The organism is Legionella wadsworthii DSM 21896 = ATCC 33877 (genome assembly GCF_000701265.1).
In the GTDB taxonomy this organism is placed as follows: domain Bacteria; phylum Pseudomonadota; class Gammaproteobacteria; order Legionellales; family Legionellaceae; genus Legionella; species Legionella wadsworthii.
Window position 1 is genome coordinate 43,723 of the sequence record NZ_KL370760.1, and the last position, 12,984, is coordinate 56,706.

Below are 12,984 nucleotides of genomic sequence, written 5' to 3' on the forward strand. Positions count from 1 at the left end.
TTGAAACCTTTACCGGAATAATTCCGGTGCACTTTACAGAAGGAATAGAAAAGTTTATAAATGAGAGCCTTCATTTCAGAGCAGGCTCTTAATTCAAAAACCCTTTACAACGTTATAAGGATGTAAATGTTGAAACATAAAATCTTAAGCTATGCAGCCCTAACAATCCTATTCAACTCTACCTACGCTGGTGCAATGGGAGAGTTAAAATCATGTCCTGATCTATCCTGCATGCCCTGGTTCTTAGAATTCGGATCAGGAATTAGTTGGTCTAATACGTCACATATTGAATTTAATCCCATCCATTGGAACCCATCCCCAGATGGTTATGATAACCGATTAGGTACTGTACCTTTGTATACCGCTGGTATTGGCTACAGGTTTAGCCCTTTAGCTTCTGTTGATCTCAGCTATTCCTATCGTGGAATTTATGTGTATAAAAAACATCAAAGCTTTCAGCCCTCAAATAATGTAAACCCCTTCGGTGATAGAACAAGATTTTTTGATTTAAACAGTAATTCCATTATGTTTCAGGGAACTCTTTATGGCCAAGGATGGTCTGATAAGCTTGCTTACGAAATAGGAAATTTTGGACTGATTCAACCAATCATTGGCGGCGGGGTTGGTGTTTCTTACAATTCGATAAGTAATTTTCATACTGTTCTAGACGCAACTCAAGGTATCACTTCGGTCATGCAGGATTTGACCAGAGCCTCTTTTGCTTGGCAATTAAATGCTGGTATTGAATTGAAAAAGAACCGCTTCAGCTTAGATGCAGGATATCGTTATTTTAATGCAGGTACTTTTGTAACGAACGATGCTTTAATTACTCGTTTGGATGCGTTGACGGGAGCTCCGATTACAACAGAAACTATTCCCGGTTGGTCAAGTTCTTTGTCAGCAAATGAACTTTATATCACGGCCAAAATTTCTGTGTAAGTCATTAATCCATTGCCTAACTGACTCAATTAGTTTATTTAAATGAATGAAACAGTTAGGCATGATACTTTGAAAGTTCCTAAACAGGACAGGTTTGGGATAAATTAAGCTTTTGAATCAGATCATGGGATAAAATTAATATCAACGTGCTAAATATATTGGGATAATTCTTTTTTAAGATTTGCAAATTTTCCTCACTCCAATGATAACAGGTCGCCTCCCCAATGATTTGAATAGAAGCATTTGTTTTTTGCCCTTTTAAAAAACTCATTTCACCAAAAAAATTATGTTCGTACAATTTACCGGAATAATGTTCCGCCCGCACTAAGAGCTGGCCTTGCTTCCGGATTACAAAATAAAGTTCTTTGTTATAAACATCTTCTTTAAGAATGATGGTATCCCTATAAATTATTTTTTCCGCTAATTTAATGATTTTTCTAAAATGACCCGGCAACATAAATTGTTTGAAAAATGAATTATATAATTGCAGATCTGTAGGATTGATAAACCAGGGTTTTATTTCTAAAAAATAAAGTCCAATTCGGACTGAGTTGATTAAAATATTAATACCATTCCAGAAAATAATTTCTAAAACTTCTATTTGAAAACCATATATAAAATATAAAATGCTCCCTAGGAGATAGAGGAACCGTAAAACAATAATACGTTTGACAGACAATGCGGATAACACAAATAATGCTGCCGTAGTATAAGTAATACTTGGATAAATCAGGTGCACGATTATCTCGTGGTGCAAATCACAGCCTTCTATCAAAGCATATATAAAACATGATTGCAAAAATTATAAAGCAGCCGCTTATATCCTATTTAGAAACAAAATTAAAAACGATTGGTTAAATCATTATTTTAAGTTTTAGAATGCTAAACGGTGAAAATTGGTCTCTATGGAGGCTCAAGTGATTACGTGCAGACAAAAAAGTTCTCAAAAAAGGTCAGGAATAAGTACAAGATGGATTCCCGCCTGCGCGGGAATGACAAAGCTGAATTACTACTTATATCTCCAAAGCTACAGAATTTCTAAAAAGAAATACAGTACATATCACTATTTCCTTTATTTAGGATCCTGTTATTCCCGCCTAAGTCGGAAATTCATCTCGAAAAAATGCTTCGTTCTTTTTTTAAAAAGCTTGTCATTCACGCACAGGAGAAATACATCTCACACAAATGCTTTGTTCATTTTTTGAAAATTCTTGTCATTCACGTGCAAATGGGAATCCATTACTCACAAATCCTTCGTTCTTTGTCTAAAAATAGTGTCATTCCCGCGCAGGCGGGAATCCATCTCGCAAGAAAGGTCAGGAATAGTCAGTGGGAATGACCGAGTTATTGGTCATCTTTAAAGTGCTATTACTACTTTCGATTGATGTGGAAACATTTTGGAGCAAACCATCCTTGAAAGAATTGCTTCTACCAAAAATGTTTAAAGGTCCAAACCCCTTACTTCTTCTTCAGGTTGATTTGGATCAACATCGTCTATAAATACTTCAATATCATGTAATATTTGACTGGATTTTGTTTCATGCACAAAGAGGAATGGACGATTACACAACCAGTTTATACCTCCTTTGATTGCGACCAAAATACCTAAACTAATAATCCCAAGAGTAAGGTTTGTTAAAAATTCTGTATCACCTCTATGGTTATCCAACACTCGATGAGCATTCTTAATTAAACCCAGGGAGTCTCTTTTAAATCTTTGGTAGGTTGCTTCATTGGGATTAGCAAAGTATATATCTGCCTTTTTCACAAGCTCAATACGTAGCGTGGTCGCAGCTTCCCAAGCATGGTGATGTGCTACATAGTCTTTATCCGTCATATCACCCATTGATTCAGTCAAAGCATGATCTTTCCTGTTTTTTAGTTCAGTGATTTTATTCTGAAGTAAAGCAAGTTTTTTATAGAAGGTTATCTCACCCTTCATTTCATGCCCTGTAGGAGGTAATTGACCCGGTTGGATGAGAACTGGGGGCGTGGCCAGCTCTTGGGCTAACTCCAGCCTTTGATCTTTTAAAACAGGCTTTTCGAAGTCATTCTTAGCGCGCAACCAAGCTTCCATGACTTCATCATGATCCTCAGCCCCTTCAAAAGGGAAATTTTCAATAAACGTTAGAGCTATTTCATTATTATTTAAGGCAGGGCCTAATAATTCAATGGCCAACAGGTGGGGTACATACCCAATATTTTTAAGGAATTTTTCAATAATGGCGGCTGCATTATATAAGTTACAAAATTCAGCTTTAACATCATTTCCCTCGAGCAGACTCGCTGTTAATTGGACGTGACTTTTTATTAAATCAAATCCTGTAGGGTTTACATTTGCGTTGTGGCCTAATAAATGTGAATAATGAAGGAGTTGTGTGCTGATACGTTCTTCATAACAAACCTGTTGGGACGGATCCAGAGTCCTTTCCCAATGACCTCCACTGCCAGCACCTTCACGATTTCCTGTATGACAAATCGTAATTTCGGTAGGTATTGGGAGAGGAACGTCTGGAATCAACGTATTTTCTAGTCCATGCCCTTGTTGCGGAATAAATTTTAGGCTAAATCCCAAAGGGTTACAAACCATCTCGGCCAGTTCACCTGGATCTAAACTTTCATAACGCGCTGTATCTGCTCTGATATGGGAATAAGTCCTAACATCACCAAGTCTCGGATTAATTTCAAGTTGTGCGCCTATAAAAAGACGCAATACTGGCCCCATCAATATTTGAATATCAAAAGGGTTATACTGCTTTAGAATCGCTGCAAATTGTTCCCATGAGAAATTATCCACATCGAATCCATAAAATTCAGCAAACTTATTCTTTAATAAATGATAGGCCTCATTGTGATGATTGTCGTAATGTTCATCTTGACCATAACAATATATTTCCTTTACTAGCTCAGGTGTTATGGCATGAAGAGGGCAGTTATTAAGTACTGCGGAAATCTTAGGAGAAGGCATTTTAAAGTGATCACAATAGAGAATATATATATTATACTTTGTATAAGCTTAATGAAATATTAATATGTCCAAATAAAAAATGAGTTGGATATCATTTACTATAAAAAATAACTATTCATGATAGGTATGCATGGTGAATGCACATTACCATTATAGTGTAATGTTTCTGATTTAATGTATTAGGGAACATGCAAACCAAGATAGAGTCAAGATCATTTATCCTGATTTATTGATTTCCTCAGAAATGACAACTTGATTACGGCCTAATCGTTTTGCTTCATATAGCGCTTTATCTGCTTGATTTACCAGGGTATTGATATCGCTATCCTCTTTTTTTTGCACGATTCCGGCACTAAAAGTGGCATGAAACTGGTCTGAATTAGAAAAAAATTCGCGAGAAAATTGCTCTCTTAATTCATTGATTAATTTTTTACCTTGGTGCGCATTTGAGCCGGGTAAAACAACAGCGAATTCTTCACCGCCATATCGTCCCACGATGTCATTACTGCGAAGGCGAAGCGACAATAAAGTGGCCAGCTTCTTTATCACGATATCCCCAAAGGGGTGACCATAGGTATCATTCACCTTTTTAAAATAATCGATATCGATCATGACTAAGGACAAGGTGGTATTTTTTTGTTTTGCATACTCCAGTTCCAACTCGAGACGCTTTAAAAAACTTGAATGGTTTAATAAGCCAGTGAGACCGTCTATGGACATGTAGTAATTTAATACTCCTGCTCTTTGAGAACGAATTTTTACCGCAGAGATTAAGTGCGCAGGGGAAATCGGCTTCGTTAGAAAATCATCGCCACCAACGCTTAAAGCAGATAATTGCTTCCTTTTGTCTTGCTCGGTAGAAAGGAAAATAATGGGGATCTTGTTGTATTTATTTTCTTGCCGTAATACCGAGGCAAGCTCCAGACCGGTACAATCAGGCATATAAATGTCCATTAATATTAAATCCGGTCTAAAATTTTCAATATGATTAAAAATATCCATAGGATTCGCAATGGCCTGAGCAATCATACCCGCCTGTTTTAAAACCAATGAATAATATTCTCCAAGAGATTCGGAATCATCAACAATTAAAATGCGAAATGGAATATCTATGGCAAAACTGCATTTTTGGTTTATCGTTTGAATCAAATTAAAAGTATCAACTGGTTTTTGAAAAAAAGCATTACATCCCGTCCGCACTGCGATCAATCGTGGTAATAATTCATAATTAGGGACAATGCCAAATAATTGTATAAATGTTTTTTCCTTTTTTAACATTCTTTTTAGATATTTCTGATGACCTAAATTCATAATAAAATAGGTATCAATGAGCAGCGCTATGGGTTTCTTCTGAGTAACTTTAGCTTGTAACTCTTTCAAATCGGTAACAACCACCGCAGAATATCCTGCTTGGTTTAGGCCGTTAGTAAGTTCGGCTTCTAATTCTTTTTCCTGCTCCAAAATATAAATCACTTTGTTTTCAATCTCTTTGGGCGTTACATTTAATTTGAACATATTTTTAGGTGGAGGTAGATCCAATTTATCTTTTATGTCCATTAATAATTGAGAAATAATTTCCTGCTCTTCCTCAGACAAGCTTTTTTTGTCTAGGAATTTTTTTAAATAGATTTCCAATACTCGCGCTATTTGGCTGATTTCTAAATAGCCATAAGTTCCTGCTGAACCACATAGGCTATGAACTTGTCGATGAAAAACAGTGAAATTTTCAGAATCAAAATGAGCCTTTAGTTCTTGCCAGGATGCATCGATCTGCCCAATTTTATCTGGCAAATTTTTAGAATAGTTGTTAAAAAGCTCTTGTAATCTTTTATTCACGTCCATTGCATCGTACCCATATTTCATTTAATTGATTTGATAGTTCCAAGGGATCAAAGGGTTTAGAGATCACATCCACAACTCCCATCTCCTTATATTCTTTAATTTCCTGTGCTTGAATTTTTGCAGTCATAAAAACCGCAGGTATTGCAGAAAACTCATTTAATCCTCTTAATTCGTGAAGCGTGGTTGGCCCATCTTTTATAGGCATCATGACATCAAGAAGAATCAAATCCGGTATAAAGGTTTGGGCAGCTGTCAATGCATCTTCGCCATTGGTGCAATACTTGACTTCAAATCCCCCTATATCCTCTAAGGCAATTTGTGCAATGGCTCTTATGTCTTCTTCATCCTCCGCATATAAAATTTTTTTTAGTTCGGTTTTCATAACACCTCCTTGATGTGACATATCCTTGTAATGCTCTTTTATAGGAGATTGGTTATTGTTTTTAGCAATACCTCATTAGAGGACTTGGATTTTATTAATGCTTGACTCACATATTTAGAATATTCTTGGCTTAGTTCTAAATTTGACAGGACAAGAACTGGAAAATGATATTTAGCCAGCCAGGGCAAAATCTCCATTCCGTTTCCGTCAGGCAATAACAGATCTAAAATTACTAAGTCATATCTTTGTTGCTGCAATAAGTCTTTCGCTTGCCGCAAGTTATTTGCAGTAGTGATATTGGCATTATTATTTAATAAAACTGAGAGGATATGTTGCTGCTCAATATTGTCCTCTATATGAAGAATATTGGGTTTGATGCCTACGTTTTTAATCCGGCGGATTGAATTCAACAAAGTAGTTGAATCAATCGGCTTATCTAACCAATCCACCACACTAATGGCATCTCCATTGAGTAAGCTCCGTCCGGTCTGAGCGATAACAGAGAGTACAATAATGGGCATGTCTTGCGTTTTTGGATTGGCTCGAAGTTCACGAATAAAGGAAACCCCATCTTGATCAGGTAAAACCAAATCGATTAATAACGCCTGATACTCATCTGATTTTATTAATTTTTTTGCTTCCCTAACGGTATGTGCCACATCACTGTCGTACCCCCCTGATTCCAATAAAGCTTGTAAATAATTGGATTGATCTTCATCATCTTCACAAATAAGCAACTTCTGTTTCACCTCTGGCGTAATTCGCTCTTGCATGTCGGTTAATTTTTTACTTTCAATAAGTGGCAGATCAAAATAAAAAATAGTTTTTTCTGGAGAGCTCGTAAAATTAATCCGACCCTCCAGTTTTTCTATAATCGCTCTACTGATATTGAGCCCTAACCCGGTGCCACTTTTTCCGCGAGTATCTGAGGAGTCTGCCTGGGAGAACTTTTGGAAAATACGAGGTCTAAATTCTAGAGGAATTTCTGGTCCATAATTGCATACCGAAACCCGAACCATATTTTTTAATTTTTCTATTGAAATGAGAACGTCTTTTCCTGTATTGGAGAATTTGCATGCATTTGAAATCAGATTATTTAATACCTGCATGAGTCGATCAGGGTCAACTTTTACTTTAAATGATTCTGAAGGTTGCTTATAATTGATTTGTACTCCATATTTCTCTGCATACATTCTGTTACTCACAACGGCTTCATTTACTAAATTTTGTAGCTCTTTATCCTCTAGGCGGAACTCCATCTTTCCCGCTTCGATTTTTTCAATATCAAGAATATCATTGATTAATAAAAGAAGTCGTTCACAATTGTTGTTTGCAATTTCAAGTAATTTTTTTGCTTTTTCTGGAAATGCACCCAAAGTTCCGCTTACGAGTAATCCCAGTGATCCGCGTATCGATGTGAGCGGTGTCCGCAATTCATGGCTCACAATAGAAACGAATTCTTTTTTTAATTTCTCTGTTCTTTTTAGTTCAGTCACATCATGGATGACAGTAAGCGCCCCAATCACATTTCCGTTCGCATTATGAATTTCCTGCCCGTCAATGATGACATCCTTTACCACATTGTCTTCGAACTTCATGAGGTAGGGTAACCCTTGGATTTTTTCACCATCCAGCACTCTTTTAAAGGGTGATTTTTCCTCAGTAACCGGCTCATTGCTGGTGGTGTAGAGATTAAAATATTGAGGTAAATCCTGAATACATTTCCCCACTATATTTGCAGATATTTTTTGATGAAGTACGTCATTAACTACTGTAATTTTTCCTGCATCATTACAGGCGATGATGCCATCTTCTAAATTATTGAGCATCGCTTTAAGAAAGGCTTTTTCGTTGTTCATCGCCTTTTTATAAGTTGTTGTGATTAAAGCTAAAATTAATATTAAAACGGTAGTACCCGCTATTAAATAAGGCATATAGCGGTCAGAAATAATTTCCACACTTACGGGAATCATTTGATCGGCTGTAAGCGGTGTAAACACTGCTGCCGCCATGCCCATATAATGCATGCCACAAATGGCAACGCCCATGATTAAAGCGCTACCGAATTTAAGGTTAAACTGTTCTCTGCTGGTACTTTCATTGCTGCGTAGCGCAAGCCAAAGGGCCCCTTCCGCAGCGATAATTCCAATAATCACTGAAAGAATGAATAAACTGGGAATATAATGAATGGACATATGGACCTTCATACCTTCCATGCCCATATAATGCATGGTGGATATGCCTAGCCCGATGATAATTCCCCCGATGGTGAATTGAGTTAGGGAATAGTTCTTTTTTTGTAAAATAAATAATGCGAAAGCAGAAGCAAGGGCAGCAGCTATCAAGGAACCTACTGTCCAAGCAAAAGAAAATTTCATGGGCATTGGCATGATATAGGCTAACATACCAATAAAATGCATGGACCATATTCCAGCCCCCATTGCCAAAGCACCCCCCATGAGCCAAAAATAGCGAGCGCCCTTCCGCGGTTCACTACGTAGACTACCCACTAAATCCAAGGCAACATACGAAGCTAAAACAGCAACGACATAGGAAAGCAAAACGAGCCCTGGCGAATAGTAACCATAAATGGCATTTTTTGGTATGCTCTGCAGCTGAAACCAATGACTAAGATCCATTTTAACATCCTGTAAGTAAATGTTCCTGGTAGATTTTTTTATTAAAATTATATTGATGAACCGACTACTTCTTTATTAGTTTAGTATTAAATGGCAATTTCTTCCTAACGGCTTTCACTATATTATGAAATTCATTATAGATGATTGCATTCAATATTGGAGAAATCTGACGCGGACTGGATGATTTACAATATTACGAACGGGTCCGCAAGAAGAAACTATCTGATTGAATCCATTTACTATTTCCTTGTTGCTTCGAGTAGTCTATCCTTAAAGGTTCACCACCATAATAAAGGAGAAGATCGTATGCATGTAAGCAAAATTTTATTCTATAGCGCTTTAATTTTTAGCTCATGTATTTTTGCGCATGGTTCCATGGAAACACCTATTTCTCGCGTCTATCAATGCTATAAAGAAAATCCAGAAAATCCTAAATCAGAAGCTTGCAAAGCCGCGGTTGCTATTGGTGGGAAACAACCCATTTACAATTGGAATGAAGTGAACCAACCTGCGGCTAATGATCGGCATCAAGACGTTATTGCAGACGGCACTTTATGTGCAGGCGGCAGAGACTTTTATAAAGGATTAAATCTTGCGCGTCAGGATTGGCCTACAAGCTTGGTCACACCAGATGCCGATGGATTATTTAATTTTATTTTCTACCCTACAGCACCTCATAAGGCTAAATATTTTAGATTATATTTCACTCGCGCGAACTACGACTTTAGCCAACCTTTAAAATGGTCTGACTTAGAAGCTCCATTTTGTACCATCACTTCTGTCAACTTAGTCAATAATCGTTATCATTTACCTTGTAAAATACCTACAGATGTATCTGGGAAACGTATTCTATTTATGATCTGGCAAAGAGATGACAGCCCTGAGGCTTTTTATTCTTGTAGCGATGTCTTTGTTAAATCCACCACAACAGAACCTGCTGTATGGAATGAGTTGCAGCCCTTTTACAATACCGCAGATATCGCCGCGGGAACGACGGTAAGGCTTAGACTCTTTAAACATGATGGTAGTGAGATCGAATCCCATAGTATCAGTGTAACCGACCAAAATAATACGCGCGATAAATGGCCATTTTCTTTAGCAGAAAAAGTGAACTCCGATTCTTCGTTGTTGAAGATTGGGCAACTGCAACCCGACACAGGTGACATTGTGTTAACCCCCGGGGAAACAGCAAATAAAATTTTTATTAAAGACAAGGATGTGAGCCAATATCATCTCGCCATTGATTTTATTGAACCTCAAAGCCAATTTGATTTTGTCTATCCTGATGGTATAGGCCAGTACAAAGCCAATACTATAGTTCTTGGGCGCAATGATCATCAACGCTACCAATGCAAACCCTGGCCTTACTCCGGGTGGTGTAACCAGGCACCCGCTTATTATGAGCCGGGGATTGGATTGTCCTGGAAAGATGCTTGGGTTTTATTGAATTAAGGTGGATAATCTAAGTCTGGTTGCGCGCAATCAGACTTAGATATGGAGAAATATCAAATATTTTTAGACATCAAAAAACCTTACTCGGAGCTGGATTAGATGTTTTTCCATAGTTCTTTTCGGATCTTCCATTTGCGATTTCTAATTGGCGAAGACTTCCAATGACACCATCAGCTACTTTAAGTACATGAGGATAGCAATATTGGAGCTGTTTGCATTGATTAGCAAGTACATTGAGCCAATTCCAATTTTTTATATTTTTTTCATTAATTTTTTTAGTGTCCAATAATTGTTTATAACAGAACAATTCTACCAATTGCCTCACTTTTTCTTTTTCTTCTGTTCGTTCTGTTGTATTGGGAACTAGGGTAGCCACAGAGAGCTTTAATTTTTCTTGAGTTAAAGGCAGTACTGTGATTTCTATTATCAGCTCGGCTGCCGATTTAAAAAAGTCAGAAAAATCGAAGCTCTCTTTCTTTTGTTTAAAAAATATTGAAACAGGTGGCTTTTTCTTTCGGAGGAATAAATCCAAAAATTCATTATTTTTTAGCGCATTGCCTAACAATAATTTAAGGGCAGCAGCTTGCTCCTGACTGTGCTTATGATCACCCATTGCAGCAATGGCAGAGAGGTATATACCCGGATTAACACAAGTTAATTCTGTGTTCGCCAAGAAGGTAACCAGGTTAGATTCATAGTCCAATTTTCTACATTCTGACAGAAGTATTTTTCTTAGGGAATCTTGGCACGCAGTAAGGTATTCGGTATCATTTAAAATAGTATCATCAGTCATAAACTCCATTGCTTGAGTCAATATAATTTGAAGTACTTCACACTTGTTTTCGGTATCTTTTCTACAATAATGATGATAAATATCAGTAAAAAAATTAGGATTGCTGACTGCTTTGTTGATTAAATATTTAAAAAAATCATTTTGAGTTAAATCATCTGCAGATGAGGCAGCAGCTTTCTCAGCTTCACCCCATAATACCTGGTAAAAAATGTCTGGTTTTCGCATCTCGGGGTTAAAAAATATTTTTTTATACCTATCCGTTTTTGAATGAATATAATTTTTTATAGCAGCCCTGTTTGCGCTGTTTAAATTTTTGTTCTCATTAATGGCTTGCTCATATTCACCCAAGGCTTTAAAAGCTTTTTTTAAGCTTTCATATTTTCTCACATTACCAAAATGAGCATTAATTAATGCTTCAACGGATTTATCAAAAATATAATTAATGACTTGTCTTAGATGAAAAAAATTGTCATCTGTATCGATATTAATTGGTTTGTTTTTTAATTCTTTGCCTGATTGAAGCATGGGCTTTATTAAATGTTGTACCGTGCTTAAACCCCTCATTTCTTGGGTACACCATTTATAAACATCATAAGGTAACCGTTCTTTTAGAAGCCCTTTTATATTAGCCAGAACACAATTCCCTATTTTTTGAGTTTTTACATGTTGACCCAACCTAAAATTAAATCCCAAATCGTTTAGTGTCTTGTTGTAGCTATCATAAAATTTCTTATAATTCTCTTCATTACCAGTTTCAACTTCTAATTCAGTAATTGTTTCCAATGCCGTTTTTAACTTATCTAAATCCAAGCCGGCGATGGTCCTTCGGTAAACTAAATTATAATTCGCCCTCAAGCCATTACCCCGATTGCAATGTATGATGACCAATTCATCTTTTTCTTGGTATATTTGCGTATAGATTGCATGGCCCGTGCAGTTGTGTTCTATCGTCAGATCTATTCCAGATAAAAGTTTTTTTATTCTTTCTGAAGTAATTTCACTTTTATCTTCAATGATGATTGTTTCAATTGAATCATGAAAACGACTAAGAATTTCTTTGTATTTTTTTAAATCTGCAGAAGAATAAGTTTTTCCATAGATTGCTATATCTTGTAGTAAAACCATTTTTAGTAATTTGACGAATTCTTCACTTGCAGATTGGACAACAAGACCCTGGCTTTTAATATGTTCATTTTGATTGACTACTACATCCATACGATATCCATGAAACATAGCGGCCCAAAGGCTTAGAAAATTTTTACTTTCTATATTTTGTACGTCACTTATCCATTTTCTCTTTTTAGTAATTGTTTCGTTTAAAGTGTTTTTCTTTTGGGTTCTGCGTTTTCTTTTTTTTATTTGATTAAGCTCTGTTTCAGCCTCAGTGATTTCCTTTTTGACCCGATCATAAGCTAGCGCAGCGGGTTTGTTGATCGTTTGAATCGCGAGATCTGTTCGCATCAATTGTTCGACTAAATGAGTCAAGTCTATAGTTTTAACTGCAGGCAGATGAGTTCTAGCCGATGGCGCACTACACTTCTTTTTATTTAATATATTATTTTTTGATAGCATCTATAACTGTCCTAATTACTTGCCTTATTACAATACACAGTTATTAGATATCACACATACAGATTCTTTGTAAATCTAATATTATGGCATTTACCCAAATTGAGTTAAAAATTCAAAGAAATCTTTTTTCAAATGGCCGATTATTGCGAATACAATGTATTGCTGACCAGCAGAAGCCAAACTATTTAATTTTGATCCCGCGAACAAGTCGCGGGACGTAGGAGAATAATCGCGGGACGTAAGTGAGTAGTCGCTGGACGTAGGTGGATAGTCACGGGACCTAGGTGAGTAGTCGCGGGCGTAGGCGAGTAGATAGTTTACAAAACAGGAATTGAGGGAAAGGGCTTTGAGACGTAGGCTAGCAGAGAACTGCGGTTATAGCGATCTTCTTCGCTCA

Annotated in this window: 8 protein-coding genes; 2 read left to right on the forward strand and 6 right to left on the reverse strand. The window is 36.7% G+C overall.

Annotated features, from left to right (window positions below; all coding sequences use genetic code 11):
• Positions 1 to 126: 126 nt before the first annotated feature.
• Complete coding sequence (locus tag BU07_RS0111855) at positions 127 to 939, forward strand: outer membrane protein (protein ID WP_031566325.1); 813 nt, start codon at positions 127 to 129, stop codon at positions 937 to 939.
• Positions 940 to 1,018: 79 nt separating this feature from the next.
• Here BU07_RS0111855 and BU07_RS0111860 read toward each other — a convergent pair whose 3' ends face one another.
• The 5 genes from BU07_RS0111860 to BU07_RS0111880 form a co-directional block, all read right to left on the reverse strand.
• Positions 1,019 to 1,696: a cyclic nucleotide-binding domain-containing protein gene (locus BU07_RS0111860; protein ID WP_162173979.1), complete on the reverse strand. Its 678-nt coding sequence runs from the start codon at positions 1,694 to 1,696 to the stop codon at positions 1,019 to 1,021.
• A 684-nt stretch (positions 1,697 to 2,380) separates the two neighbouring features.
• Positions 2,381 to 3,907, reverse strand: a complete 1,527-nt coding sequence (locus BU07_RS0111865; protein ID WP_031566329.1) for a hypothetical protein — start codon at positions 3,905 to 3,907, stop codon at positions 2,381 to 2,383.
• Between the two features lie 216 nt (positions 3,908 to 4,123).
• Complete coding sequence (locus BU07_RS0111870; RefSeq protein WP_031566331.1) at positions 4,124 to 5,749, reverse strand: diguanylate cyclase; 1,626 nt, start codon at positions 5,747 to 5,749, stop codon at positions 4,124 to 4,126.
• Complete coding sequence (locus BU07_RS0111875; protein WP_031566332.1) at positions 5,736 to 6,131, reverse strand: response regulator; 396 nt, start codon at positions 6,129 to 6,131, stop codon at positions 5,736 to 5,738. The genes BU07_RS0111870 and BU07_RS0111875 overlap by 14 nt, the downstream gene beginning before the upstream one ends.
• 38 nt (positions 6,132 to 6,169) lie before the next feature.
• Complete coding sequence (locus tag BU07_RS0111880) at positions 6,170 to 8,770, reverse strand: MHYT domain-containing protein (RefSeq protein WP_031566334.1); 2,601 nt, start codon at positions 8,768 to 8,770, stop codon at positions 6,170 to 6,172.
• A 306-nt stretch (positions 8,771 to 9,076) separates the two neighbouring features.
• Between BU07_RS0111880 and BU07_RS0111885 the strand changes: the two genes are divergently transcribed.
• Complete coding sequence (locus tag BU07_RS0111885) at positions 9,077 to 10,222, forward strand: lytic polysaccharide monooxygenase (RefSeq protein ID WP_031566336.1); 1,146 nt, start codon at positions 9,077 to 9,079, stop codon at positions 10,220 to 10,222.
• A gap of 70 nt (positions 10,223 to 10,292) precedes the next feature.
• Here BU07_RS0111885 and BU07_RS0111890 read toward each other — a convergent pair whose 3' ends face one another.
• On the reverse strand, positions 10,293 to 12,587 hold the full coding sequence (locus BU07_RS0111890) for a hypothetical protein (protein ID WP_051635563.1): 2,295 nt from the start codon (positions 12,585 to 12,587) through the stop codon (positions 10,293 to 10,295).
• Between the last annotated feature and the right edge of the window lie 397 nt (positions 12,588 to 12,984).

Excerpts from the sequence above, each read along its gene's own strand:
- BU07_RS0111855 (WP_031566325.1), top strand. The coding sequence starts at position 127 with ATGTTGAAACATAAAATCTTAAGCTATGCAGCCCTAACAATCCTATTC.
- BU07_RS0111865 (WP_031566329.1), bottom strand. The coding sequence starts at position 3,907 with ATGCCTTCTCCTAAGATTTCCGCAGTACTTAATAACTGCCCTCTTCAT.
- BU07_RS0111870 (WP_031566331.1), bottom strand. The coding sequence starts at position 5,749 with ATGGACGTGAATAAAAGATTACAAGAGCTTTTTAACAACTATTCTAAA.
- BU07_RS0111875 (WP_031566332.1), bottom strand. The coding sequence starts at position 6,131 with ATGAAAACCGAACTAAAAAAAATTTTATATGCGGAGGATGAAGAAGAC.
- BU07_RS0111880 (WP_031566334.1), bottom strand. The coding sequence starts at position 8,770 with ATGGATCTTAGTCATTGGTTTCAGCTGCAGAGCATACCAAAAAATGCC.
- BU07_RS0111885 (WP_031566336.1), top strand. The coding sequence starts at position 9,077 with ATGCATGTAAGCAAAATTTTATTCTATAGCGCTTTAATTTTTAGCTCA.
- BU07_RS0111890 (WP_051635563.1), bottom strand. The coding sequence starts at position 12,587 with ATGCTATCAAAAAATAATATATTAAATAAAAAGAAGTGTAGTGCGCCA.